The organism is Streptomyces stoeckheimensis (genome assembly GCF_045822005.1).
Classification (GTDB): Bacteria; Actinomycetota; Actinomycetes; order Streptomycetales; family Streptomycetaceae; genus Streptomyces; species Streptomyces stoeckheimensis.
This window is the reverse complement of record NZ_CP169550.1, coordinates 1,348,179-1,373,346: the sequence shown is the minus strand read 5'-3', so window position 1 is coordinate 1,373,346 and position 25,168 is coordinate 1,348,179. Positions and strand designations below refer to the sequence as shown.

Genomic DNA, 25,168 nt, shown 5'->3' with positions numbered 1-25,168 from the left:
CGGCCTTGCCGCGAGGGCTGTGATGGATGCCAGGTGGCGGAGAGGGGTCCGAAAGTTACCCTCTGGTTTCATCGCTATAGGCCGATGATATCGCTAGGATTCGATATCGACATGGTTGGTCGGGGGGCCAGCCGCATCGATGTGGGGGTTGCGATGCATGTTCTGATTGTTGAGGACGACGAGCGGATCGCGGATGCGCTCACTGAGGCGATGCAACGGTTCGGCCATGAGGTTGCCTGGGTCGCCACGGGCCACGAGGCCCTGGCCGCGGCGGCGAAGACCGAGTTCGTGCTCCTGGACCTGGGGCTTCCGGATCTGGACGGGCAGGAAGTCTGCCGCCGTCTTCGGGAGCGGTCGTGGGTGCCGATCATCGCGGTCACTGCCCGGGCGGAAGAGCTGGACCGCATTCTGCTGCTGCAGGCCGGGGCGGACGACTACGTGACCAAGCCGTACAGCATGCGCGAGCTTCTGGCCCGGATGGACGCCATCGCGCGCCGGGTCACCGGCCCCGCGGCAGCCGGCGCAGCGGGAGAGTCCCGTGAGGAGCAGTGGTCGGCCGGGCCTTTGGTGCTGGATCTGCGGACCCGGCAGGTCGAGGTGCACGGGGAGCCGGTAAGCCTGACGAGGCGCGAGTTCGACCTGCTGGCGGCGCTGGCGGCCGATGCCGGAGCCGTCCGGGCCAGGGAAGACCTGATCAACGAGGTGTGGGACGCCAACTGGCACGGCTCGACCAGGACCTTGGATGTTCACGTCGGCTCCCTCCGCACCAAGCTGGGTGCCCGGGACTGGATCGAGGCGGTGCGGGGAGTGGGGTTCCGCCTTGCCGTGCCCGATGTGGCCTGACCGCAGCGATTCGTCAACGGCGGGGCGAGCCGTCGGCCCCGCCGACAGCCCAGAGGTACGGAGGAAGTGTGCGGCGTCACCTTGTCGCGGCTTTGTTGGTCTTACCCACCATCGTGCTGGTGCTGCTGGGGCTGCCGCTGGCAGCGGCACGCGACGATCAGGCGGTCCGCGAGCTCACGCATGTGCGCACCCAGCAGGCGCGGGAGATGAAGGATCTGGCGTCCGAGGTGGTACGCAGCGGTGACTCGGCCGGTGCTCGGGCGCGCATCGCGGACTTCCAGGACCGTACCGGCGGCCGAATGCAGGTGTACGACCCGGCGGGTGAGGCGCTGGTGGGTGCGTTATGCGTCCTGACGCCGCAGGAGATCCGAAGCAAGGAGCCCGTGGAGGCGGCGCTGCGCGGCGACTTCCTGGACTCGGCTGAGCAGCGCGTCTCCTGGCGGGCGAAGGAGCTGGTGGTCGCTGTCCCGGTCATCGAAGCCGGTCAGCTGGTCGCGGTGGTGGTGATCTGCTCGTTCCTGGACGACCTGCAGGTCGATGTGATGACGGCATGGACCATCATCGCCGTCATCGCTCTCCTCGCGTTGGCCGTGGGCGCCTTCCTGGCGGAGCCGCTGGCTCGATGGATGTTGAAGCCCATCCGGTACCTGGAGCGCGCGGCTCTGGACTTTGCGGCCGGCGACCATCATGCGCGGGTGCCGGTTGATCAGGGGCCGCCGGAGCTGCGCGTGCTTGCGGAGACGTTCAATCACCTGGCGGAGCAGGTCCAGCATCAGGTCCGGGTGCAGCAGTCCTTCGTTGCGGATGCCTCGCACCAGCTGCGCTCGCCGCTGGTGGCCCTGTCCTTGCGGCTGGAAAACCTGGAGCCGTACGTCGACGAGAACGGCGCCCCGCGCCTGGCACAGGCGCTGGCGGAAGCGGAGCGGATGAGCCGCATTCTCAACGCCCTTCTCCTGCTCGCGCGTTCGGAGAGCCAGGAACAGCCGGCGCACCCGGTCGACGCGCTCGCCGTTCTGGAGGAACGAGTCGCGTCCTGGCGGCTGGTGGCCACCCCGAGATCGGTCGGCATCGACATCGTGGAGGGGAGTGACGGACTGATCGCAGCGATCCCCGGAACCCTCGACCAGATCCTCGACGTCTTCCTCGACAACGCCGTACGCCTCTCACCGGGCGGTGGCTCCATCCGGCTACGGGTGGTGGCCGACGGAGGCGTGGTGGCCGTCCAGTGCCAGGACCAGGGGCCGGGCATGACCGCCCTGGAACGGACCCGGGCCTGCGACCGCTTCTGGCGGGGACCAGGGGCTGTACCGGGTGAGGGCTCCGGCCTGGGGCTCGCGATCGCCGCGAGCCTTTCCCGGGCCAACGGCGGCGAGGTGCTCCTGGAGCGTTCTCCCACCGGCGGCCTGCACGCCGAGGTGCGTCTTCCCGCCTGGCAGCAGCCGGCCGCCCGCGTTCCGGCGGGGCCCGCGGCCATCGAGGCGAGGAGGAGGTGATCTCGCCATGTCTCCTGCATACGCCCTGCACGTGCGCTGCCGATTCCCTGACCTGTGGCTCTCTACGCTGACGCCGGTCGCCCGCAGCGTCCCGCACACGGTCTGTACGCGCGGACGGCCTACATAGGCGTCTGCCCCTCCGGTGGCGATAGCTCCGGCCGCCGGCCCCTGGTCCCTTTCATCTGGACGGCCCCGTCGTGGGCCGTTCTCACCCCCTAGGAGGAGCCGTGGGAACCCGACCCACTGCCCGCACGACCGTCACCGCCGATTCACCCACTCCAGCCCCGCCGCCGCCAGCGCCCGCCAGAGGGCTGGCGCGCTTGGGCATGTGGCTGGCGCGGCGCCGGGTGCTGGTGCTCCTGGTCACCCTCGCCGCGCTCGTGGTGGCCGTCCCCTTCGGCGCTGATGTCGAAAGCCGCCTGTCCGAGGGCGGGATCACCGCCCCCGGATCGGAAGCGGCACGCGCGGACGAACTGCTCAACACCCGCTTCGAAGGCGGCTCCCCGCACCTGGTGTTCATCGCCAAGACCGACGGATCCGTCGACGCGGACGATGCCGCCCGCGAAGGCCAGGCGCTGACCGACCGCCTGGCCAAGGAACCGGGCGTGGTGCAGGCCGCCTCGTACTGGTCCCTGGGCAACGCCGATGCGCTGAAGGCCAAGGACGGTCACTCGGCCCTGATCCTGGTGCGCCTGGCCGGTGACGAGGACCAGGTCCGCAAGCACGCCAAGCGCGTCCTACCCACCGTCATCGGCGACCGGGGGCCATTGAAGCTCACCGCCACCGGGGCGACCGCGGTGCGCATGGAGATCGAGAAGCAGAGCGAGGAGGACCTGGCCAAAGCCGAGATGCTGTCGGCGCCGCTGATCCTGATCATCCTGCTGCTCGTGTTCGGCAGCGTGGTGGCCGCCAGCACGCCACTCGCGGTCGGCGTGCTGGCCGTGATCGGATCGTTCGTCGTCCTGCGGCTCCTGGACATGGTGACCCAGGTGTCGGTGTTCTCCGTGAACATCACCACCGCACTGGGACTCGGCCTCGCCATCGACTACAGCCTGTTCATCGTCACCCGCTACCGCGAAGAGCTGGCCGCGGGACGCGATGTGCATCCGGCGATCGCCGAGACCCTGCGCACCGCCGGCCGCACCGTGCTGTTCTCCGCGCTGACGGTGGCACTGTCGCTTTCCGCGATGCTCGTCTTCCCCATGTACCACCTGCGCTCCTTCGCCTACTCCGGCATCGCCGTCGTGGCTCTGGCCGCGCTGGGTTCGGTCATCGTCCTGCCCGCCCTCCTGGCGGTACTCGGCCGCCGGGTGGACGCCTGGAACGTGTGGTGGTGGCGCCGCAAGGCCAAGAACAGCGGTGCGCGCAGCGACCGCGAGGGCTTCTGGCACCGGCTCGCCACGGCCGTCATGCGCCGGCCTGTGCCCTTCGCCCTCACCGTGGTCGCCGTATTGATCGCGCTCGGAATCCCCTTCCTGCGCGTGGAGTTCGCCGACAGCGACGACCGGGTCCTGCCCGCCAGTTCGGCCGCCCACCAGGGTGCGCAGGTCCTGCGCGAGCAGTTCGACAGCCAGGAAGGCTCGCCCATCTCCGTCGTTGCGCCCGGACTGGACCCGAGGGCTGAGACGAAGGAGGTGGCTGCCTATGCCACCGCCCTGTCGAAGCTGCCCGACGTGACCCGGGTCGATGCCGCCACCGGCTCATACAGCGCCGGCCGTGAGGTCGCGCCGCCCAGCGAGGTGTCCCAGAGGTTCGTCGCCAAGGGCGCCGAGACCGGCACCTGGCTGGCGGTGATCTCCGACACCGAGCCGTACTCCGAGCGCGGCATGGACCTGGTCTCCACCGTTCGGGCCGTGCCCGCACCCTCGGACAGCCTGGTGGGCGGGCAGGCGGCCCTGCTGGTGGACTCGAAGGCCACCCTCGGCGACAAACTGCCCTGGGCGCTGGGCATCATCGCCGCCTCCACCCTGCTCCTGTTGTTCCTGTTCACCGGCAGCCTCCTCATCCCGCTCAAGGCCATCGTGCTGAACCTCCTCAGCCTCACCGCCACCTTCGGCGCGATGGTCTACGTCTTCCAGGAAGGACATCTGCGCTGGCTGGTGGGCGACTTCACGGTCACCGGCGCCATCGACATCGACACCCCCGTGCTGATGTTCTGCGTCGCCTTCGGCCTCTCCATGGATTACGAGGTCTTCCTGCTCTCCAGAATCAAGGAGGAGTACCACCGCACCGGCGACAACGTCTCCGCGGTCGCATGGGGCCTGGAGCGCACCGGCCGCCTCGTCACCGCCGCAGCCGTCCTGGTCGCCACCGTCCTGCTGGCCTTCGCCACCTCCGGACTCACCCCGCTCAAGCTCCTCGGGGTGGGTCTCGCGCTGGCCGTCATCGTGGACGCCACCTTGGTACGAGGCATCCTCGTACCCGCCTTCATGCGCCTGGCCGGCCGCGCGAACTGGTGGGCGCCGAAGCCGCTTGCCCGCCTGCACAAGCGGATCGGCCTCGACGACTGACCACACCCCGAAGCCTGCTGTTCACCCCGCCGCCCCGGCGCCGTTCACGGTGCCGGGGCGGCGTGCTGCCCAGGCCGCCCACGCGTCCACAAGTTCAAGGAACGACACATTCCCATCCATGAGAAACCCTGTTCGAGAGCTGCACGGGCGTTGGACGAGTGCTGCATCCCCAGTTCGTAGCGTCATGGGTGTCGCCTCAAGCAGGGCCCAACCAACCTCTGCTAGGCGGCAGTTCAACGTTCGGGACACGACATCGTGGGGGAATCCGGGAATGAAGTTCTTGCAACGCGAACGCGCCGCTTTGGACAAGGCGCTGCCCGGACTTGACGCGGAGCTGGCCGCTCACCCGTTCGCAGACCTGGAGAGCGCCGGCGGGCCGGGCCTGGCCGCCTTCACCGAGACGGGCGGTTCCGCACTTCTGGTGCCCGCCGAGCACGGAGGATACGGCGCCGACCTGCTGACCGCCGTACGGGTGCAGCGCGCCATCGGGTCCCGCTCCCCGTCGCTGGCCGTGGCCACCACCATGCACCACTTCTCCGTAGCGTCTCTGGTCGAGGCCGCTGCCCACACCAGCGGCCTGGAATGGATGCTGCTGGCCGCCATCGCCAAGGACCGGCTGCTGCTCGCCTCCGGATTCGCCGAAGGCCGCACCGGCCAGGGCATCCTCGCCCCGAATCTCACCGCGCGGGTGGAGGGCGAGAAGGTGTGGCTGAGCGGGTCGAAGAAGCCGTGCAGCCTGGCCCACTCGATGAACCTGCTCACCGCCTCCGTCGCACTGCCCGGACCTGACGGCACACCGCAGCTGGCCATCGCCCTGATCCCGGCGGAGGCGCCCGGGCTGAGCGTGCGGCCGTTCTGGGGCAGCCCCATCCTGGCCGGCGCCGAGAGCGACGAGGTCGTCCTGGAGGACGTGGAGGTGCCCGCCGAACTCCTGGTGCGCACCGACGTCACCGACGACGGCCGGCTCGACCATCTGCAGACCGTCGGCTTCGTCTGGTTCGAACTGCTGATGACCGCCAGCTACCTGGGCGCGGCCTCCGCACTGGTCGAACGCACCCTCGCCAACACCCGCGTGGACGCCGCGGTACGCGCCGAGGCCGCCACCACCCTCGAAGCGGCCGCGCTCGCCGTCGAAGGGCTCGCCGCCTCCACCGAGCCGATCGGGCAGGACACCCTCGCGTCCGCCCTGATCTGCCGCTACGCCGCCCAGGACGCGATCAACCGCGTGCTCGCGCTGAGCGTCGAAGCCCTGGGAGGCATGGCCTTCATCTCCTCGGGCGACATCGCCTACCTGCACTCCGCCTGCCGGGCCCTGGCCTTCCACCCGCCCTCCCGGGCGCGGATGGCCGCCCCCCTCGTGGACGCTCTGGCCGGCGAGCCGCTGCGCATCCCCTGACCCAGGCTCCTTCCTCTTCCTTCACCGCCCGCCCCGGCTCACACCCAGGGGCCTGGGACGGATCTCGTGCCGCGCCCTTGGCCGTACGTGCCGTGGCGCCGCACCCCTGCGCGCCCGCCTGTTCCGTCTCGGCGGCGCCCTGTCCTCTCGTACGCGCAATCCTGCCCATCCGTGAGGTGCTCGCTCGTGTCTTCTGCTCCCACCGTCCTGCTCACCGGCGCGTCCGGCGTGATCGGTACGGCGCTCCTGCCCGAACTGTCCGACTGCCATGTGATCGCCCTGATCCACCGCACCCCGGTGCACGGCGCCGACGAACTGCTCGCCGGGGACCTCACAGCCCCTCGCCTGGGCCTGGACGCCACTGTCTACAACGACTTGGTGCGGCGGGTGGACACCGTCGTCCACTGCGCTGCGGTCACCGACTTCTCCAGCGGCGCCGAGGCCACCCACGCCCTCAACGAGGCGGGAACCCGGCAGATCGTTCGGCTGGTCGCCGACGCGGACGCCGTTTTGTACCACGTGTCGACCGCGTTCGTCGCACGCACCGAACTCACCCGCTCCTCCCTCGGCCACGAATCCGGGGATGCCAGTGCCAGGCCCGAGGACTATCTGGACTCCAAGCGGGCCGGCGAACAGGTCGTTCGCTCCTCCGGCGTCCCGGCCGTGATCATCCGGCCCTCGGTCGTCATCGGGGACTCCCGCACCGGGGAGATCTCCGCCTTCCAGGGCATGCACGGCATGCTCACGGGCCTGCTGCGCGGCATGCTGCCCCTGGTGCCGCTGCCGCCCGCCTCTCCCGTCGACTTCGTATCGCAGGACGTGGTCGCCGCCACCATCGGCGCCCTGGTGCGAGCGCGTCGGCGCGACGGCGAGGTGTGGGTGACCGCCGGAGCGCACGCACCCAGCACCGGCCGGGTCCTGCAGCTGGTCAGCGAGGCCGCGAGCGAAGTCGGCCTGGAGGTGGCCGTGCCGCGTACGGTCGGCCCGGAGATGGTGGACCGGCTCATCCGCCCCGTGTTCATCGCCAATCTGCACCCGCGGGCCCGGCGCCGCTTCGACGACATGCTCGCCATGACCGCCCTGTTCGCCGGGGCGCGCCCGTTCCCGAGCAGCCTCGGCGAGCCCGGCCTGCCGCCCCATCCCGGATCGTTGGGTACGGAGTCCGCCCTGCGTGCCACCGTGCTGCACCTGGCGCAGGCCCGCCGCCTGGGCCGCCGGTTCGCCGAGCAGGTGCCGGCATGAGCAGCCTCACCCTGAACGCCACCGTCGCCGACGAGGCGACCGTGGGTGATGTCCTGAACATCTACCGCCGCCACCTCAGCCGCGGCCGGGCCCGTCTGGCCTCGCTGACCGGCGGGGCGATGGAGGTCGCCTCCGACGGCGCGTACGTGTGGGACTCCGAGGGCAAGGAGTACCTCGACTGCGGCGGCTACGGCGTGTTCCTGCTGGGCCACCGCCATCCCAAGGTTGTCGAAGCGGTCATCGAGCAGATCCAGCGGCACCCCATGGCCACCCGGATCCTGCTGGAGCCGGTGGCCGCCACCGCCGCCGAAGCCCTGGCGGCCATCACCCCGCCGGGCCTGGACTACGTCCACTTCGTCAACTCCGGCGCCGAGGCCACCGAAACCGCCATCAAACTCGCCCGCGCACACGGCAAGCACCGCCTGATCTCCGCTGTCGGCGGCTACCACGGCAAGACCACCGGCGCGCTGGCCGTCACCGCGAAACCGCTCTACCAGGACCCGTTCAGGCCCCTCCTGGCCGCCGAGCACGTCCCGTACGGCGACGCCGACACGCTGGCCGCCGCCCTGGCCGACGGCGGCCCGGCCTGCGTCATCCTCGAACCCGTCCAGGGAGAGGGCGGCGTCGTCATCCCCCCGCCCGGCTACCTCACCCGGGTCCAGCAGCTGGCCGCCGAGCACGACGCGTTCTTCGTCCTCGACGAGATCCAGACCGGCCTGGGGCGCCTCGGCTCCTGGTGGGGGGCCGATAAGGAGGACATCCGCCCCGATGTGCTGCTGGTCGGCAAGAACCTCAGCGGCGGCGTCATCCCCGTAGCAGCGGCGGTCGCCACCGAAGCGGCGTACGCCCCGTTCAACAAGGACCCGTTCCTGCACACCTCCACCTTCGCGGCCGCCCCCGTCGCCATGGCCGCAGCCGCGGCTGCGGTCACAGCCATCGGTTCCGAGGGTCTGGTCGAACGCGCCGCAGTCCTGGGCGCCAACATCCTCGAACGGATCGAGAAGGCCCTCGCCCCCCTGCGCGGCGGCCCGGTGGTCGACATCCGGGGCCAGGGCCTGTTGCTGGGCATCGAACTCGCCGATGCACACGCCGCCGGGGAGCTCGTCCTGCACCTGATGGAAGCCGGCCTGCTGGTCAACCACTCGCTCAACGCCCACACGGTCGTGCGTCTCACCCCGCCCGCCCTGCTCGGCGATACCGACCTGGACCGCATCAGCGACGCCTTCACCGGCGCCGCCACCGCCCTGTCCCGCACCGCCTTCTCCCGGAAGGGAAGTCTCTGACATGCCGCAGGTCACTCTCGACGCGCTCGTCCCCGCCGTCACCGCAGGATCCGTATTCGACCTCCTGCGCGACTTCGCCGCCTACCCGAAGTACACCGACGCGGTCCGCGAGGTGATTGTCACCGAAGCCGGAGCGGACACCGTCGACTCCCAGTGGTCGGTCAACTTCCGTAACGGCGTGCTGTGCTGGAGCGAGCGCGACACCATCGACGCCGACTCGCTCACGATCGACTTCACCCAGACCGAGGGCGACTTCGACACCTTCTCCGGCAGCTGGCAGGTCGCCCAGGACACCGAGTCGGTCACCGTACGGTTCACCGCCGTCTTCGACCTCGGCATGCCCAGCCTGGCCGCCCTGATCGACCCGATCGCCTGCGACGCGCTGATCGAGGCCATCACGCTGATCCTGCGCGGCCTGCTCGGCGAGCACATCACCCTCACCGTGCCCGAACCGGCCGAGGCCGGCGCCTCCGTCACCGGCGGCCGCCCGTGACCGGGTCCGTAGCCCTGCACACCCCGACCCGCGACACCCCGGCGACGCAGCCCGTGACCAGCCAGGCGTTCCGGGACGTCTTCGCCCAGCTGCCCGCCGGGGTCACCGTGGTGACCACCAGCGGTCCCGGCGCCGCGGAGCCCAGCGGCATGACGGCCAGCGCCGTGTGCTCGCTGTCCCTGGACCCGCTCCTGGTGCTGCTCTGCCTGAACAACCACAGCAACACGCTGGCCAGGCTGAAGGCCACCGGCTCCTTCGCCATCAACATCCTGCGTCACGACCAGGCCCACTGGGCGGAGCAGTTCGCCGACAGCCGGATCAGCCAGGCCGCCCGCTTCGCCCGCACCCCGCACCACCACACCGACGGGGTGCCCGTACTCACCGAGGCGCTCGCCTGGCTGACCTGCCAGGTCGCCCAGACGCACCCCGGGGGCGACCACACCATCGTCACCGGACACGTCCGCACCCTCGGAAGCGGGCACGGAGCCGGCGCCGAGCCCCTGGTCTGGCATTCCCGCACCTTCCGCACCCTCGCCTAGATCCACCACCTCGCCCGCCCCCAGTAGCCCCATCACGCAGCAGGAGGACCAGTGCCCAGGGACATCAAGAACAAGGTCGTGGCCATCACCGGCGGCAGCCGCGGCATCGGCCGCGCCACCGCGGAACAGTTCATCGCCGCCGGCGCGAAGGTCGCCATCGGCGCCCGCAACTACGACTTCGCCGCCAAGGTCGCCGCCGACATCAACGCGCACGCCTACGAGCTCGACGTCACCGACCCGGCCAGCATGCGGGCGTTCTGGCAGCAGGTGGAGAGCGACCTCGGCGAGATCGACATCCTCGTCAACAACGCCGGCGAGATGATCGTCAGCCGGTTCGAGAACGAGAGCGACGAGGACACCGCCCACCAGGTCGGCGTCAACCTCATGGGCACCCTCAACGGGATGAAGACCGCGATCGGCCCCATGCGGGCCCGCGGACGCGGCCACATCATCAACATGGTCTCCGCCGTCGGCATGATCGGCCTGCCCGGCTGCGCCACCTACTCCGCCGCCAAGCACGGCGTCGTCGGCCTCTCCGAAGGCGTACGCGCCGAACTGCGCGGCAGCGGCGTCGACCTGTCCATCATCCTGCCCATCCCCGCCCAGACCGAGCTGACCTCCGGCGTCGGCAAGGGCCGCTTCGTCCCCCTCCTCACCCCGGACGACATCGCCGGCTCGGTGCTGCGCACCGCGCGCCGCCCCGTCTACAACCGGTACGTGCCCGGCTGGACCAACCCCGTCACCCGCTCCCTGTTCCTGCTGCCGCAGCCGTGGCGCGACGCGATGGGCCGCTTCCTCAAGGCCGACCAGCTGCTGCGCACCACCGACTTCCAGGCCCGTACCGGCTACGAGACGCGGGTGAAGGTCCCCACCGCGGAAGGAGCCGGTGCATGACCTCCGCACCTCCCACCCGCAGCACGGGCAGCAGCAAGGGAGCGGTACGCCGCGGTAACGCACCCGCCGTCGTCGGCCGGCGCTGGCTGGACAATCTGCTCCACGTCCATCCCGCCACCACGGTCGCGATGTTCACCCCGGTCGTCGCCGTCTGCGTCTGGCTCTCCGTCGCCCGCGAGCAGGCCGGTGGCTGGGCGCTGCTCGGATGGTCCGGGGCCGGCTATCTGACGTGGACGCTGTCGGAGTACTGGGGCCACCGCATCGTGCTGCACTACGAGCCCGAGAAGGGCTTCGGCGCGCGCCTGCACTACATCCTGCACGGCGTCCACCACGACTACCCGCAGGACGCGCGGCGCTCCATCCTCAGCCCGATCCTGAGCATTCCCATGGTCGGTGGCACGATCTATTTGGCCTCCGGGCTGGGCTCGCTGCCGCTGACGTTCGGGGCCGGCTACACCCTCGGCTACCTCACGTACGACCTGTTCCACCTCTACCTGCACCACGCGACCCCGAAGAACCGGCTCATGCGCCATCTGCGTTCCCTGCACATGCGCCACCACTTCCGCGATGACACCCGCGGATTCGGGATCTCCGCCCCCTACTGGGACGAGCTGTTCGGCACCTCCATCGCCCGCGAGTCCCGTACTCCGGCGGGTTCAGGCGGCCAGGCGACCTGAACCCGCACGCCCCGGCCGGCACGGCCGGGGCCCTCAAGACGGCGTGGGCGCCCACGCGGCGAGACGGTTCACCCCCCTGAAGTCGTCGATGCCCCCCGCGTGGACGCCCACGCCCACCCCCGCGCCACAGCACATCCGGCCGTACCGCCTCATGGAGGTGGGTGTCCGGAGCCGAACGCCACCCGCGAGGAAACCCATGAACTCCGAAACTCTTCTGGCGCGCACCACCCTCCACCCGCCACACACCCACAACGCACCGTCGGCCGACGGACCCAGGCCACTCGCCCCCGCGGACGCGAACCTCGCGGCCACCGCCGACCGGGACGAAGCCGAGGAGTTCGTGCGCCTCTTCCACGCCGAACACCCCGACCAGCCCACGCCGCTGGCCGCACGCCTGCACCAGGTCCGCACCCAGATCGACCAGACCGGCACCTACACCCACACCGAGGACGAGCTCACCTTCGGAGCCCAGGTCGCCTGGCGCAACTCCAGCCGCTGCATCGGCCGCCTGTACTGGAAGAGCCTGCGCGTCCTGGACCGCCGACAGGCCACCACACCCGAGCAGATCCACCAGCAGCTGTGCGAGCACCTGCGCCAGGCCACCAACGGCGGACGCATCCGCCCCACCATCTCCATCTTCGCCCCCGAGACCCCCGGCCGGCGCGCCCCTCGGGTGTGGAACGACCAGCTCATCCGCTACGCCGGCTACCGGCAAGAGGGCGGAGGCATCCTCGGCGATCCGACCTACGTCGCCTTCACCGACACCGTCCGCCGCCTGGGCTGGCAAGCCCCCGTCGGCCCCTGGGACGTCCTGCCGCTCGTCATCGACACCGACGACGACAAGCCCCAGCTCTTCGACGTACCCCGCGACCTCGTCCTCGAAGTCCACCTCACCCACCCCGACCACCCGCACTTCGCCGACCTGGGCCTGCGCTGGCACGCCGTACCCGCCATCTCCAACATGCGCCTGCGCATCGGCGGCATCGACTACCCCCTCGCCCCGTTCAACGGCTGGTACATGGGCACCGAGATCGGCGCCCGCAACCTCGTCGACACCGACCGCTACAACCTGCTGCCCGCCATCGCCGAACACCTCGGCCTCGACACCAGCAACGAGGCCACCCTGTGGCGCGACCGAGCCCTCGTCGAACTCAACAGGGCGGTCCTGCACTCCTTCAACGCGGCCGACGTCAAGATCAGCGACCACCACACCGAGTCCCGGCACTTCCTGACCCACCTGGAGAAGGAAGAACGCCAGGGCCGCAGCGTGCCGGCCGACTGGAGCTGGATCGTGCCCCCGGTCTCCGGCGGCATCACCCCGGTCTTCCACCGCTACTACGACCAGGCCGACCAACGCCCCAACTTCTACCTCGACGACGACGCCAAAACCCGCGGCCGGGGCGGCTGCCCGTACGGCCACTGACCCAAGGCCACCCCGATCACGCCTCGGCTTGCTCCGCCCTGTTCCCCGCGGCCGGATCGGCCGCACATGCGCCGCGCGCCCGGAACGGCTCGACGAGCTGGGCGAGATAGCCGTCCGGGTAGTGCGGCTTGTCCGCCATTCCGATGTCCTCACTGGTGAACCGCCGCCCCGGATCGAAGGCGTAGGTACCCAGCAACCGGTCCCAGAACAGCGTGAAAAGACCGAAGTTGACGTCACCGGCCCCGGCCCACTTCAGGTGGTGAAACCGGTGCCCTTCGTTCAGAGCCAGTACGGCTCGCAGCGGCCCGACGCGATAGTCGGCGTTGGAGTGCTGCAGGAGCAACTGGACGGCGACCGCGAGCGCGAGCGCGGCGGCGACATCGACGGGGAGCCCGATGGCCAGGAGCGGGGCAACCCCGGCGGTCAGCTCCACACTCTGGTGCAGGGGATGCTTCATCAACCCGTTGAACCCGTAGAACCGGCGCACCGAATGGTGGACCGCGTGGAACCGCCACAGAACACCCACCTTGTGGCTGGCGAAATGCACCAGCGTGATACCCGCATCCGCCACCAGGATCGCGAAGAGCACCTGAACGACGATCGGCCAACCGAGCGGCCACACATCGGCCACGGTGACGACGGCGGCCAGCAGCGGGATGGCCGTCACGCTGCCGAGGATCAAGGTCTCGTTGACCACCGCGTGCGCGGCATCACGACCACCGTCCCCGGCAGCTTCGTTCCATTCCGGGCGATACGGCAGAAGGCGCTCGGCCGTGAAGGACGCGACGACTGCGGCCGCCAGGAGCCCGAGGAGCCACAGCCTGGAGGCGCCCGCGGCCACAAGAGCGATGCCCGCCCCGTTGATCCCCACCAGCAGGAGCGGAGCGTAGAAGAAGCGTACGAAGTCGTTGCCCATGCTCGTCAGCGTGCGCGGCACCGGCTCGACCCGCTTGGACGGATCCGCTGCGATCGCGCACATGACAAGCTGGGCCTCTTCAGGTACTCCAGCGAACGAATCGGAGAACCTCCGAGGGGGCAAGGCCGAACATCTCGTGGAACACCCGGGTCAGGTGCGAACTGTCGGCGAAGCCGGCCCGGTGCGCCGCCTGCGTCAACGTGGCCCCTCCCCTCACCAGCTCCATCGCACGACGCAAGCGCGCCCAGCGCACATACACGGGAAACGACAGCCCCAACTCCTCTGCGAACAGATGGCCGAGCCTGCTGGGGGAAAGGTCTACGGCCTCGGCCATATCCTGCAGCCGCAACGGGCCGCCCAGCAGACACTGCATACGGTCGATGGCACGGCGTACCGCTGGGTGACCCACGCCCACCAGGCATGTCTCGACGCCCACTGCCCGAAGCGCCGCCTTGGCCACTTGGTGTTGTGAGGACGCCCGAGCCGCCTCACGAGCCGGCCGGGCTGCCGCGATCCATGCGGCGAGGCGATCCTGCCGTTCGCCTTCGAAACAGTCCTGGAGCGCGCGCCCAAAAAGAGCGTCCGGGTCGCAGTAGATGAACACGGCGGTGGCTCCCGAACCGCAAACGGCATGAACGGCCCGTGTAGGAATCAGAGCGGCCCGCACGGCCAGACGCTCTCCGTGCCCGTCCTGCAGTTCGACCCGTCCGTCGGTGACCACCATCAGCTGCGCCGCAGCGTGCGAGTGGAGACCTGTCGTGCCGACTCGGCCGGTAAATGTCAGCCATCCTGGCTCGAGCGTCACAGCGCCGGACCAGACAGGGCCCTTTGCTTCCCGAGCGGTCACGGCCGTGCCGATGGGATGGGCAGCGGCTGGGCCAGGGTCCCGCTGATTAAGCGCAGGGACATGCCAGGAGCGGACTCGAGGTGCTTCCGGGAACGACTCATCGCGATCACCTCCATGTGTCGGCAACAGCTCAGCAACCAGGCTCCGCCCGGCAATGCTGTTCTTCCCCGCCTCCCCACCGCGCACAGCCGACTATCCGTCAAGTTTTCCGGGCCCCCGTCCGAGCGAACATCTCGCCCGACCACTTTCGGGTACCGCCTGTCTCAACCGCCGCCGGAACGACCCGCCGCGACATACAGACCGCGAAGAGCTCGATGTGAGAAGGAGCACCGCGGCCGACGCAGGTGCTGCCGGTCACCTGTCCTCGATGGCAGGCCGCCCGGATCTGGCGTGCGGGAACCCGTCCTGTCACGGTTCCTGGTCGGCGGAAGCCGGGTTCATGATGACGGCTCGGGTGGCGTGGGCAAGGGTGGCCTGTGCACGTGCGGTGAGGCCGTGACGGTTCCAGTGGAAGATCACGTGGTGGGCGAGGATCTCGCGGGGTCCGCGTTGCAGGATGCCGCTCTGGGCAGCGTTGCTGATGGCCTGCCCGGCAGCCGTGAACGCGGCGAGCCACGGGGCGGCGGCTTCCATCGTGCCGCCGGGGCCGGACAGCGTGCGGGTGTCGAGGGACACAAGCCTCCGCAGTCCGTCGCCCATGCCGTTCAGGTGGTCGGGGGTGACGTCCTCGGGCAGGGGCCGCATCCGGGCCACCCGGTCCCACACGTCACCCTGTTCGTACCAGTCCAGCCCGGCCGACCGGAACAGGGCGGTGCACAGCAGCATCGACATCTCGCGCCGCCCCAACCCCTGGGGCTGGTGGGTGCGGGAGAGGAAGTGGCGGCTGTCGGCGTGGAAGAGAGCGTGGGCGGTGTCGATGCCCTCCAGGCCGCCGAAGGCGAGGACTTCCGGCTCGTAGACGGTCGGCCACCAGCGGATGATCTCTGCGGACTGCACGAGTGCCCCGAGCAGTTCGGAGGTGGCGAGGTGGAGGCGGGCGGGGTCGGCGCCCGGTGCGGGCAACAGCCGCAGCCGCCAGCACGGCGCCTTGCGGATGTACCACCACGCGGCCAGGAGCCCGCTGTCCTCCAGCATTCGCAGGCGCTGGGCCAGGTGGGTTGCGGCGGCGTCTTCGGCACGGTCGAAGTCGGCGAACTCGATGCGGACCTGGTGCCAGTCGCGGCGGGTGGCCTGCTCGGCGAGGACGGCTTGCCCGGCTGCCCGGTACAGGGTGACGGCGTCGCCGAGTTCTTCGGCGTCGATGCCCGCACGGGCGGCAGTGGCGGCGAGGGACTGCCCGGACAGGACGGCGAGGACGGCGTGTTCAGTCGTTTGGGGGGCGTGCGGGGCGTTCATCAGGAGTGGTTCCTCTCCGCAGAAGGTAATGGGGAATACGCGGCCGACGCATGTGCTCTGAAGCGCCTGGGCTGGTGCGAGGGTCAGGTGATGAGGAGGCAGGCGTCCCAGCCGGAGGCAGGCGGCCGGTCGTAGAAGGCGGTGGCCTGGGCGAGTGCCTGTCCGGCGGCGCCTTCGAGGAACCCGGTGGCCTCGGGCGCGTGCTGGACGGTGAACGTGTCCGCGAGACTGCGAGCGGCGGAACCAAGGCCCGGAGCGCGGGCGTCGCGGGCTGCCCGCCACACGGTCTGGAACACTCCCGCCGCGCCGTGGCACAAGCCCGGGTCGGCGACCTTGGCGAGCTGGCGGGGGTCGGCGAGGCAGGCGAGCAGCGCGTGTTCGGCGGCCTCCTGGCGGCGGGTGTCGGCGGTGGCGATGGCGGCGAGCTGGAGCGCGCGGGCGATGCCGGGGGTGCCGTAGCACCACGACGGCCGCCACGGCCCGGTTGCATTGGGGCGTCCCGCCGCCGCCTCTTCGCGGGTGATCGTCTCCGGCCACCACGGGCCGCTCTCGCCGTCCTGGCGCCACTGGCCGAACCAGGCGGTGATGGTTGCGATGGCCTCGCGCTGCCCGTCCACGGCGACGCCCCGCCGCTGGGCCTGGGCGAGGAGGGCGAGGGGGCCGGCGATGCCGTGGGCCATGCCGAAGTTGCCGTGTCCGCCAGGGGTGTAGAAGCGGTGCGGGTCGTGGGCGCACCACCAGCCCGGCAGCGTCTGCCCGTGGAAGGTCAGGGGCCGGGTGAGGGCGACGAGGTAGGTGAGGACGGCGGCGAGGGCGTCGCTGCCGGGGGCGTGGTGCAGCAGGTGCATGCCGATGCCGGTCAGGCCGTGCAGCAGGTCGTACTCGGCGAACGTGGGCAGCTCGCCACGCCGGATTCGGGCGTGGGCGGTTTCGGCGCGGCGGTGCGCGAGGGCGGCGGTGGCCGCATCGAGCCGGCCCCGGGCGTTGCGATAGCGGTCGCGGCCGTCGGCTCCGGCCGCGTGCAGGACGAACGCCAGGCCCGGGGCACCGTAGCTGAGGCAGGCGGTGTCGGCGGCGGTCACATCCGCGCGGGTCGCGGCCGTCAGCCATGCTTCGACCGGCTCCCACGTACCGGCCCTGGTCAGGGCACGTTCGATGTGCCACAGAACGACCCCGGCCGCGCCGGTCACGAGGGACTGCCCAAGCGCGGTGTCCCCTGCCGGGTCGGGGGCGGCCAGACGCGGGCCGAAGCGGGTCTCGAGGACCGCGGCGGCGTTCACCGGCAGGCCTTGCGGCGGTGGGTGTGCGGGAGGGCGGCGGTGCGGGCGAGGCGATGGGTGACCCGCTCGGCGTCCGGACCGCCTCCGAGGGCGCGAACGTGGTGGAGGTGGAGGAGGGAGCGGAGCACCGTCATCGGCTCACGCTGCTCGGCGAGGGTGTGCCGGTAGGCGGCGAGGACGTCGGCGCGGACCGCCCACGCCTCGGCCAGGTCGGACGCGTCCGGGTCGTGGCGCCACACGGCGCCGGCGGTGAGGATGCGTGTGTGCCGGGTCAGGGTGGCGTCTTGGGGTCCGCTCTCGCGCGGCAGGTTCGCGGCGAGCCACGCCCAGCCGTCGGCCGGACGGGGGGCGAAGCAGGTTGCGAGGTCGGCGAGCGAAGCGGCGGTGACCGCTTGGGCCGGAAGGCCGGTACGGGCCGCGTACGCGATCTGGGCGAGCGCGGCGACACTATCGGCGGCGAACACCCGCTCGGCGGCCTCGCGGGCCTCCCCGTGCCCGTAACGGCCGTCCTGCGGCCGGTAGGCGATCAGGTCCAGCCGGGAGGCGAGATGGAGGCTTCGCAGCTCGTCGGCCCAGGTACCGAGCCGTTCGGCGGCCTGCCCCCAAGCGTCGGCGCCGTCCAGGTGGAGGTTGAGGACCAGGGGGCGGTCGCGGTCGGGGTGGGAGGTGTCGCAGTGACGGGTGAACCACCAGCCCGGGGCCGGGCTCCATCCGTCGAGCAGGCGGGGCAGGTGCTCGGTCAGGACTTCGTCCTGCCGGGCAGGGTGCCCGTGCAGGTGCGCACACACCATGCGGGAGACCCCAGGCATCTGCGGTATGGCCGCCGCGACGGCGGGCCCGACGGAGGCGGGGGTGGGGGTGGTGGCGTGCAGGACGGTCAGGAACTCGTGGGCGCGCCCCATGAACCCGCCCGCGGAAGGTGACGTGGAACTTGTGGCCGGCGAAGGTGCTTCACGCACTTCCACCTCCCCGGCCCGATCCAGGCGGGCCCGGAGGAGGTCGCGGTGGAGCGGCACGTCCAGATCGAGGGGCAGCCGCATCTCGGTCTCGGCCAGGACCACGTGCGCCGGGACGCGCTGCCGGTCCCGCCACGAGGCGAACGCCTCCTCCCACATGGTGCGGTCGGCGGCCGGGCCGGGTAACAGGCTTGCGGCCAGCAGCCAGCGAGCCGGGGCCAGGACGGTCCGGCCGTGCCGGAGCCGGGGCAGGAACGGGAGGCGGGAGGCGGCGCCCCAGTCGGGCAGCCGCCAGACGGTACGGCGGGCGCCTGCGACTTCGGCGAGGAACCGGGCCAGCGGCGACGTCTGCACGCGCGGCTCCAACGCGTGCAGTACGCGGGGCTCAAGGACTTGTCCGTTGGAGGAGCGGATCAGGTACAGGCGGCGGGCATCGCAGGTGACGGCGAGATCATCGAGCGGGATGCTGCCGGGCCCGTGTTCGGGCCAGCCGAGGGAGATCGTGTGCTCCAGCAGGCGCGGGGTCCGGATGACGTTGGAGCTGCGCCGTCTGCGGGCCGGGAAGACGAGCTGGGCGGGCAGCGGCCCGGCCGGGCCTGCCACGGCGGCGGCCAGTGCGGCGGCATCCGGCTCGGGCAGGAGGTCGGCGAACCGTCCGGCCATGGACGACGAGGGCCGGGCCGCTGCCGTCAGCCACAGCTCGAACCGGCCCCGCCGCACAGCGTCCGCATCGTCGGCGTACAGCTGGAAGGCGAGCTCCACCGAGGGCGGCAGCGCCAGGTCGTCGGCGTCGACCACGGCCAGCGAGGCGAGGAGAGGTTCGGTGAGGGCCACCTCGCGGGCCCCGTCGAGGGCGGCCTGCTGGGCGAGCGCGAGGAACGCTTCGTCACGGGCGGACAGCACGCGGGCCGGGGCCGGGCGGTCGGCCCCCAGGAACCCGGGCGGGAAGCCGAGCCCCCCATCGCCCACCAACTCCATGACGGACACGGCAGCACCGGCCCCGTACGTCTGACGGAATCGCTGGTGGAAGTCACGCCAGGCCGGATTCCCGAATGGGTGCGGCGAGAGCCGGGCCAGCACGGACGCCGCCGACTCCGCCTCGGACAGCACGGCGGAGGGAATGGTGACCTGGGCGTCGAGGACCGTGTCCGGCCAGGACGGCGAGGTGCTGCCGGTCACCTCCGAGGTGAGGGTTAGGAGAGGGCCGGGCGTGACGGTGGGGTCGGTGAGGGTACGGAGCTGGGCGAGCGGGTCGGCGGCGGTGGCCGTGCCCTCCAGTGCGGACAGCAGCACGCCGTGCTCCAGGAGCTGGACGAGGAGCCGGTAGACGCTCTCGTTGTCGGCGTGCGGGTAGTCGGCGGCGACGGCCTTGGCGACGTCCGGGAACAAGGCGGGGGCGGTGGCGGCGGCGAGGGCGGTACGGACGGGCCCGGTGGCCGCCACGGACACCTCCAGCGGGGCGAGGCCGTCGGCGGGCGTACGGCCCGGCCCCACGATCCGGCCTCCCCGGGCACACGCGGCCGGATTCGCCGCGATGAGCAGGCGTTCGCGGATGCCAGCGTGTGCGGCGAGGCGGTCGGTCACGGTGCCCAGCCAGGCGGCGTCCGGCCGCAGCACGGCCCGCTGCCCGCTGCCCCACAGGGCCTGCGGGGTGGGCCCGGTGAGGGCGGGCGCGACTCCGGCGAAGTGCCCGAACGGGGTGGCCCGTCCCTGCCAGCGCAGCAGGTAGGCGGCGGTGGAATGCACCAGCCGCCGGACCTCCTTCCCGGACGGCACGGGAACGGTGAGCAGGGCCGTGGTCTGCGTGGCCAGGACGGGGCTTGCCGTCTCCAGCGCCTCCCGTGCCTGGGGATGCTCCCAGACGGCCGCCAGCCAGGCCCGGCCGCGTTCGGGCCCGCCGGGCCCGGACAGGTCCACGTCGGGCGCGGGAACCCCCGTGCCGGGATGCGTGGTGGCCCGTACCATCAGGGCCTGCGTGTGCCGGTACAGCCGTGCTCCGCGCCCCATGACTCTTCGCCCCCTGGCAGCTGTCGTTGTGTGGTCGTGGTGCCGCCGGGCACACGCGTAGGTGCCCGGCGGCGGGGATGGTGCAGGTGACGGGGAGTGCGGCGGCCGGCCACCGTGCTCCGCCTCACCTTTCACGCGGTCCAGTCAGGAGGGGTCGTTGACGGAGGACGCGCACGCGGTGGAGCCGTTGGAGCAGGTCGAGCCGCAGCCGTCGTCGGTGCTGCGCAGGAGGCTCGCGACGGGCGCCCCGGCCTCGACCACGCGTACGTCCAGGTTGAATTCGCCGCTCAGGCTGGTGGTGGCCGTGGCGATCTGCTTGGTCATGATCACTTCTCCTTCGTGTCGGTGGTGCTCTGGTTGGCCTGGTCCTCGGGGGGCCAGGAGATGACGACGCGGCGGTGCCGCTTGGTGATGACCCGACCGGCGGGCAGCTCGGCCTCGGGGGTCGTGGCGGGGTAGGCGTAGATCACCGGCTCGCTGCGGCGGTGGTCGCGGTCCCAGACGCGGATCTCCTCCACCAGGGCCTGGGCCACCTTTTCGGCGTCGGGGCCGTAGCCGTGCGCCCCGAACTCGGCCCGGTCGCCGTCGCGTCGGATGGTCATGTAGGCGAGGGAGGACCCGTAGAGGAGGGACAGACAGGCCGACTTGTTCTGCGGGGCGACGAGACCGGTGTCCAGGTCCCCGTCCACGGACATGAGGCAGAAGCCGTCCAGGGTGGTCGCCAGCCACATCTGCAGGCCGGTGAACGGTTCGCTCATGGCCACGGTGACCCCGGACCACCCTTCGGCCCGCTCGGTGTCGAACACCCCGTTCAGGGCGTCCGGGTCCTCGGGCCAGCCCTCGTCGAAGCGCAGGGCGATCTCCTTCCCCCGCAGCAGGAGCAGGCGCTCCTGGTGTGCTCCGGCGCCCTGCATGGTGACGAAGCCGCACATCTGGGCGGACTGGGAGACGAGTCGGTCGCCGTCGCGGTCGAAGGCCACCGACCGGCTCAGGCCTCGCATCCGCAGCGGGACGACGAGGCGCCCGCCGTCGCTCAGCTGGGCGGTCCAGGCGGGCGGGATGTCCCAGGCCCCGGCGGTGACGATCAGCCGGTCGAGGGCTCCGGTGCCCGGGATGCCGCCCTCGGCATCGACGGTGTGGACCTTGACCCGCCCGTAGCCGTTCTCGTCCAGGAGCTTGCGGGCTCGCACGGTGACGTCGGCGTCGATGTCGATGGTGGTGACCACCCCGCTGTCGCCGACGAGTTCGGCCATGAGCGCGGCGTTGAAGCCGCCCGATCCGACTTCGGCCACGTTCTGGCCAGGCTTCAGGTCGGCCTGTTCCAGCATCATGGCCTGAATGCGCGGCGCCGATACCGAGCTGACGGTGATTCCGTGCTGGTCCTTCTTGGTGGGGACCGCCGACTCCACCTCGTATGCGTTCTCGGGCGTAGCTTCGGGCGCGAACCGGTGACGGGCGACCGTCAGGAACGCGGCCTCGACCCGCTCGCTCGTGATCATTCCGGCCTTGACCATGTTGCTGGTCATCGCCTGGCGCAGCGCAGTCGTGTTGTCATCCGTCGTGTCGGTCAACGTCTCTCTTCCTTCTTGTCGGTCTCCGTGGCGGTCCCGCCACGTCACGCTCCGGGAGCCCGCGGCGGGGGTTCAGCTCACACCACAGGTCGTACCTGGGTGTGGTGTTGGTGGGGACGCGCCCGGCGGAGGTGACCGGAGCACGCGCGCCGGCGAGGTGCTGTTGAGCCCTTGCCGCGGGTTCAGGTGGTGGCGAGCTCGGCGAGGAATTCGGCGTTCGCCTTGACGTCGTGGCCGAGGACGACGTTGTGACGGGGCAGGTCGGCGAGGCGGGTGGCGAGAAGTTCGCGGGTGACCCGGCTGGCTTCGCCGGTGGGGGCGAGGCCGAAGACGTCGGGGTAGCGGTCCTCGGTGGCCCCGGTGAAGAAGTCGCCCTCGCCCAGGGCCCGCCCCTCGCCGAGGACGGCCGGGTTGGCGTCGGGGTCGATACGCGGGAAGACGATCTTGGCGGCGGTCCCCTCGGTGGCCAGGGTCAGCCCGAGCCAGGTGGTCAGCTGGTCGGGGAAGAACTGCGGCTTGAGCTCCTTGCCGGAGGAGGAGCGGATGGGCAGGCGGCGGCCGTCCAGAAGGGCGCGGGTCACGGACTCGTGCTGGGTGGGGTGGAGCTGTTCCCCGGACAGGACGCGGGCGCGTACGTCGTCGTACAGACCGATCGCGTCGAGGAAGCCGAGGCCGATCGCGGCGGCCGACGGCCACGGCAGCACAGTGACCCCGCCGTCTTCGTCGGGGCGGACGAACACGCGGTCGTTGGCCAGCAGCTGCCAGCCGGCGCGGGCCAGGAGGAACCCGACGGTGGACTTCCCCGCGCCCTTCTCTCCGAGGGCCAGCACGGTACGGCCGTCGCGGACGGCGGCGGAGGCGTGAAGGATGCGCCAGCCGTCCGCGAGGAGTCGGGAGCGCAGGACCTCGCGGGCCAGGCGGGCTGCGGCGAGCGCGACGGGCACCTCGTCGCAGCCGACGATCCGCAGCAGGCCGGGCTCGTACCGGTAGGCCAGGCGCTCGCCCGGCTGGACGGCAGCTACGACACCGTCCTTGCCTCGGGCGTAGAGCATGGGCTCGTTCGCGTACAGGCACTCCTGGTGCGGGCCCTCGCCGATCTGCTGGGCGAGGGCGGCGACCTCGATCGCCTCGACGTCGGCGGCCACGACCGGACCGGTGTGCGGGGCGACGGCGTCCACGGCGTTCCACCACGGGCCGAAGTAGCGCATGGACCAGTCGGTGATCACCGCCGTACTGCTGGTCACGGTGACGTGGTTTTCGGCGGCGCTGATGCGGGTCGCGAGGGTCATCGGGCTCCTTCGAGGTGGTGGGAGATCGTCTTGCACGCGAGGTGGATCTTGTGGTCGGCGGCTGCGAGGAGACGCCGTTCGGCCGGGTCCAGGCGGGGCAGGCGGACGGCCGGGTGCCCGGCGGTGAAGTGGACGGGCAGGCCGAGCTGGGCTCCCTGGTGGTCGATGGACAGCTCGACCGGCCCGTCCACCAGGCCCAGGGAGTGGGTGAGGGCATGGAGCACAGCGCCGGCCGGACCGCAGCGGCCCCGGCCGATCCCGGCGTTGATGCGGCGCGGGCGGGCGCTCAGCTCGGCCCGTACGGCCCGGACAGGGACACGAACGTGGTGGCCGTCGATCCGGGTGGTGGAGGTGCACAGCACGGCGGCGTCGCCGTGCTCGCCGATCACGTGCCCGGCCACGCTCTCCACGGGGACGGCGAGTTCGGCGGCCAGAGCGAGGCGGTAGCGGGCGGTGTCGGTGGCGGAGCCGACCCCGTACACGCGAGCCGCGCCGGAGGCGCGGGCGAACAGCCACGTCAAAGGGTCGACGGGGTTGGTGACGACCACGGCTGTCCCCTCGTACCCGGTCAGGGACCGGGCCAGGGCGGCGATCAGCGGGGCGTTGGCCTCCAGACCTGCCATCCGGACGTCGGCAGTCGCGGTGTTGGTGAACTTCGCCCGGGGGGCGACGACCACGGCCGCGCAGTCGCGCATGTCGGCGGGGTGGGCGGTCTGGGCCCGGACGCGCGAACCGACGATCTGGGCCATTTCCTGGAGGTCGGTGACCAGAGCGGCGGCCGAGCGGTCGCTGCCGGAGGCGATCAGGACTTCCTCGCACCATCCGGCGGCCACGAGGAGGGCTGCGACGGTCTGGCCGACGGCTCCGGCTCCGATGACCCCGACGGGGCCGGTGCGCGCGCTCATCGTCCGGCCGCCGTTGCCGCGTGGTCCAGGGCCAGGCGCCATACGGTGCGGCCGTCCATCGACACGGCCGCAAGGAGGGCGGAGACCCGGTCGAGGAGCGTGCACACGGCGGGGGCTTGGGCGATCAGCGTGCGGGCAGACTCCGGCAGGGGCAGGCCGGTGGGAGCGGTCAGGTAGGTGGTGAAGATGTTGACGGTGTCCATGAGCCACAGGACGACCAGCTGCCTCAGCCACGCCGCCCGCTCCGCCGGGGTCAGCCGGTAGGTGGCCAGGTCGGTGAACTCGCCGATCCCTCGCAGGACGGCGGTGGCGCCGGGCCCGGCCGGGGGCTGGACGATGAGCCCGAGGACCATGCGCGAGACCAGCTTGGCGACGTCGGATGCCGGATGGCCCAAGGCCAGGCCCGGGTCGATGAACGCCGGCCGCCGCTCCGGCCCGTCCGGGAAGACGACGTGCTCGGGCTTCAAGTCGCCATAGACGATCCTGCTGCCGTACGTGCCGTACGTGCCGTACGTGCCGGACAGCCGCATCTTCCGCAGCCGTGGCACGACGGCCCCCAGCACCGGCGCCGACGGCCCGGTCAGGGACACGTAGGTTTCCCCGGAGATCCCGTTGAACTTGCGGGCGAACGTGCCGTGGACGGACCGCTCCCGGATCGCGGCGCCCTCAACCAGTGCGGCCACCGCGTGCTTCTGGAGTGCGCCCAACTCCTCGGTCACACCCGCCAAAAGATCGAACGTGCGGTGTGGGTCCTTCGCCAGGACCTCGCCGAGAGTCACACCGCTCACGGGCTCGGTGAACAGGACCCCGCCGGCCAGTCCGGCCACCGTCGCCGTCCCGAGTCCGGCTCCGGCCAGTGCCCCGTACTGGGCGGCCTCCCGCTCCAAAAGAGCGCCGGGCGACGATAAGTACGCGGCCTGTTTGGCCCTCACCTCCGCCCAGTCCCCGTGCGTGCCGCGGAGCACCGACGCCAGCGACACCCCCAGCAGGGACACCTTCGCGAACAGCGGGCGTCCGGCGGCCTCCACCCGGCGGACGTACCCGGTCACCGACGGGATGTGCGGCCCCACCACCACCGGGCCGTCCGGCCACAGGGCGGCGGCGGCCTGGGCGATCCGCTCGTCCGCGTAGGCGAAGACGGTGTCCGGGCTGACGGTGGTGTTCACGGTGGGCTCCTCGATGACGGTCGAAGGTGGTGTGGAGCACGTG

General features: G+C 71.4%; 21 protein-coding genes. 11 read left to right on the top strand and 10 right to left on the bottom strand.

The annotated features are described in order from the left end of the window. Window positions 1–153: 153 nt before the first annotated feature. From ACE1OC_RS06400 to ACE1OC_RS06350, 11 genes are all read left to right on the top strand, one after another. Complete coding sequence (locus ACE1OC_RS06400; protein ID WP_407836145.1) at window positions 154–843, top strand: response regulator transcription factor; 690 nt, start codon at window positions 154–156, stop codon at window positions 841–843. A gap of 68 nt (window positions 844–911) precedes the next feature. Next, window positions 912–2,336, top strand: coding sequence for a sensor histidine kinase (locus ACE1OC_RS06395; protein WP_407836144.1), 1,425 nt, complete (start codon window positions 912–914; stop codon window positions 2,334–2,336). 227 nt (window positions 2,337–2,563) lie between these two features. Beyond that, window positions 2,564–4,846 (top strand): MMPL family transporter, encoded by a 2,283-nt coding sequence (locus tag ACE1OC_RS06390; RefSeq protein WP_407836143.1) that lies wholly within the window; start codon window positions 2,564–2,566, stop codon window positions 4,844–4,846. A 271-nt stretch (window positions 4,847–5,117) separates the two neighbouring features. After that, entirely contained in the window at window positions 5,118–6,242 is a 1,125-nt protein-coding gene (locus ACE1OC_RS06385; protein ID WP_407836142.1) for an acyl-CoA dehydrogenase, read from the top strand. 186 nt (window positions 6,243–6,428) lie between these two features. Beyond that, complete coding sequence (locus ACE1OC_RS06380) at window positions 6,429–7,484, top strand: SDR family oxidoreductase (RefSeq protein ID WP_407836141.1); 1,056 nt, start codon at window positions 6,429–6,431, stop codon at window positions 7,482–7,484. Beyond that, entirely contained in the window at window positions 7,481–8,767 is a 1,287-nt protein-coding gene (locus ACE1OC_RS06375; protein ID WP_407836140.1) for an aspartate aminotransferase family protein, read from the top strand. The genes ACE1OC_RS06380 and ACE1OC_RS06375 overlap by 4 nt, the downstream gene beginning before the upstream one ends. A gap of 1 nt (window position 8,768) precedes the next feature. Continuing rightward, the gene (locus ACE1OC_RS06370; protein ID WP_407836139.1) at window positions 8,769–9,260 is read left to right on the top strand and encodes a type II toxin-antitoxin system RatA family toxin; all 492 of its coding nucleotides are present in this window, start codon (window positions 8,769–8,771) and stop codon (window positions 9,258–9,260) included. Then, window positions 9,257–9,799: a flavin reductase family protein gene (locus ACE1OC_RS06365; protein ID WP_407836138.1), complete on the top strand. Its 543-nt coding sequence runs from the start codon at window positions 9,257–9,259 to the stop codon at window positions 9,797–9,799. Before ACE1OC_RS06370 ends, ACE1OC_RS06365 begins: the two co-directional genes overlap by 4 nt. Window positions 9,800–9,850: 51 nt before the next feature. Next, on the top strand, window positions 9,851–10,693 hold the full coding sequence (locus ACE1OC_RS06360) for an SDR family oxidoreductase (protein WP_407836137.1): 843 nt from the start codon (window positions 9,851–9,853) through the stop codon (window positions 10,691–10,693). Continuing rightward, window positions 10,690–11,370 carry a sterol desaturase family protein gene (locus ACE1OC_RS06355; RefSeq protein WP_407836136.1) on the top strand — a complete coding sequence of 227 codons (681 nt, stop codon included), beginning with the start codon at window positions 10,690–10,692 and terminating at the stop codon, window positions 11,368–11,370. The genes ACE1OC_RS06360 and ACE1OC_RS06355 overlap by 4 nt, the downstream gene beginning before the upstream one ends. A gap of 196 nt (window positions 11,371–11,566) precedes the next feature. After that, window positions 11,567–12,793 carry a nitric oxide synthase oxygenase gene (locus ACE1OC_RS06350; RefSeq protein ID WP_407836135.1) on the top strand — a complete coding sequence of 409 codons (1,227 nt, stop codon included), beginning with the start codon at window positions 11,567–11,569 and terminating at the stop codon, window positions 12,791–12,793. Between the two features lie 16 nt (window positions 12,794–12,809). Here ACE1OC_RS06350 and ACE1OC_RS06345 read toward each other — a convergent pair whose 3' ends face one another. The 10 genes from ACE1OC_RS06345 to ACE1OC_RS06300 all read right to left on the bottom strand — a co-directional run bounded on the left by ACE1OC_RS06345 (window position 12,810) and on the right by ACE1OC_RS06300 (window position 25,125). Then, a complete protein-coding gene (locus ACE1OC_RS06345) occupies window positions 12,810–13,772 on the bottom strand; it encodes a sterol desaturase family protein (RefSeq protein WP_407836134.1) in 963 nt (320 codons plus the stop codon). A 16-nt stretch (window positions 13,773–13,788) separates the two neighbouring features. Further along, window positions 13,789–14,433 carry a helix-turn-helix transcriptional regulator gene (locus ACE1OC_RS06340; RefSeq protein WP_407836133.1) on the bottom strand — a complete coding sequence of 215 codons (645 nt, stop codon included), beginning with the start codon at window positions 14,431–14,433 and terminating at the stop codon, window positions 13,789–13,791. A gap of 531 nt (window positions 14,434–14,964) precedes the next feature. After that, on the bottom strand, window positions 14,965–15,951 hold the full coding sequence (locus tag ACE1OC_RS06335; protein ID WP_407836132.1) for a thiopeptide-type bacteriocin biosynthesis protein: 987 nt from the start codon (window positions 15,949–15,951) through the stop codon (window positions 14,965–14,967). Window positions 15,952–16,034: 83 nt separating this feature from the next. Then, window positions 16,035–17,231 (bottom strand): lanthionine synthetase C family protein, encoded by a 1,197-nt coding sequence (locus tag ACE1OC_RS06330; RefSeq protein WP_407836131.1) that lies wholly within the window; start codon window positions 17,229–17,231, stop codon window positions 16,035–16,037. Beyond that, window positions 17,228–20,194, bottom strand: a complete 2,967-nt coding sequence (locus ACE1OC_RS06325) for a lantibiotic dehydratase (protein WP_407836130.1) — start codon at window positions 20,192–20,194, stop codon at window positions 17,228–17,230. Before ACE1OC_RS06325 ends, ACE1OC_RS06330 begins: the two co-directional genes overlap by 4 nt. Before the next feature lie 144 nt (window positions 20,195–20,338). Then, window positions 20,339–20,518: an FxLD family lanthipeptide gene (locus ACE1OC_RS06320; protein ID WP_407836129.1), complete on the bottom strand. Its 180-nt coding sequence runs from the start codon at window positions 20,516–20,518 to the stop codon at window positions 20,339–20,341. A 2-nt stretch (window positions 20,519–20,520) separates the two neighbouring features. After that, entirely contained in the window at window positions 20,521–21,765 is a 1,245-nt protein-coding gene (gene fxlM, locus ACE1OC_RS06315; RefSeq protein ID WP_407836128.1) for a methyltransferase, FxLD system, read from the bottom strand. A gap of 182 nt (window positions 21,766–21,947) precedes the next feature. Then, complete coding sequence (locus ACE1OC_RS06310) at window positions 21,948–23,054, bottom strand: hypothetical protein (RefSeq protein ID WP_407836127.1); 1,107 nt, start codon at window positions 23,052–23,054, stop codon at window positions 21,948–21,950. Beyond that, window positions 23,051–23,959 (bottom strand): lactate/malate family dehydrogenase, encoded by a 909-nt coding sequence (locus ACE1OC_RS06305; protein WP_407836126.1) that lies wholly within the window; start codon window positions 23,957–23,959, stop codon window positions 23,051–23,053. Before ACE1OC_RS06305 ends, ACE1OC_RS06310 begins: the two co-directional genes overlap by 4 nt. Next, on the bottom strand, window positions 23,956–25,125 hold the full coding sequence (locus tag ACE1OC_RS06300; RefSeq protein ID WP_407836125.1) for a hypothetical protein: 1,170 nt from the start codon (window positions 25,123–25,125) through the stop codon (window positions 23,956–23,958). The genes ACE1OC_RS06305 and ACE1OC_RS06300 overlap by 4 nt, the downstream gene beginning before the upstream one ends. Window positions 25,126–25,168 lie beyond the last annotated feature (43 nt).

Coding starts and splice junctions, on each gene's coding strand:
- ACE1OC_RS06400 (WP_407836145.1), top strand. CDS start 154: ATGCATGTTCTGATTGTTGAGGACGACGAGCGGATCGCGGATGCGCTC.
- ACE1OC_RS06385 (WP_407836142.1), top strand. CDS start 5,118: ATGAAGTTCTTGCAACGCGAACGCGCCGCTTTGGACAAGGCGCTGCCC.
- ACE1OC_RS06375 (WP_407836140.1), top strand. CDS start 7,481: ATGAGCAGCCTCACCCTGAACGCCACCGTCGCCGACGAGGCGACCGTG.
- ACE1OC_RS06370 (WP_407836139.1), top strand. CDS start 8,769: ATGCCGCAGGTCACTCTCGACGCGCTCGTCCCCGCCGTCACCGCAGGA.
- ACE1OC_RS06355 (WP_407836136.1), top strand. CDS start 10,690: ATGACCTCCGCACCTCCCACCCGCAGCACGGGCAGCAGCAAGGGAGCG.
- ACE1OC_RS06350 (WP_407836135.1), top strand. CDS start 11,567: ATGAACTCCGAAACTCTTCTGGCGCGCACCACCCTCCACCCGCCACAC.
- ACE1OC_RS06345 (WP_407836134.1), bottom strand. CDS start 13,772: ATGTGCGCGATCGCAGCGGATCCGTCCAAGCGGGTCGAGCCGGTGCCG.
- ACE1OC_RS06340 (WP_407836133.1), bottom strand. CDS start 14,433: ATGGTGGTCACCGACGGACGGGTCGAACTGCAGGACGGGCACGGAGAG.
- ACE1OC_RS06335 (WP_407836132.1), bottom strand. CDS start 15,951: ATGAACGCCCCGCACGCCCCCCAAACGACTGAACACGCCGTCCTCGCC.
- ACE1OC_RS06325 (WP_407836130.1), bottom strand. CDS start 20,194: ATGGGGCGCGGAGCACGGCTGTACCGGCACACGCAGGCCCTGATGGTA.
- ACE1OC_RS06320 (WP_407836129.1), bottom strand. CDS start 20,518: ATGACCAAGCAGATCGCCACGGCCACCACCAGCCTGAGCGGCGAATTC.
- ACE1OC_RS06310 (WP_407836127.1), bottom strand. CDS start 23,054: ATGACCCTCGCGACCCGCATCAGCGCCGCCGAAAACCACGTCACCGTG.
- ACE1OC_RS06305 (WP_407836126.1), bottom strand. CDS start 23,959: ATGAGCGCGCGCACCGGCCCCGTCGGGGTCATCGGAGCCGGAGCCGTC.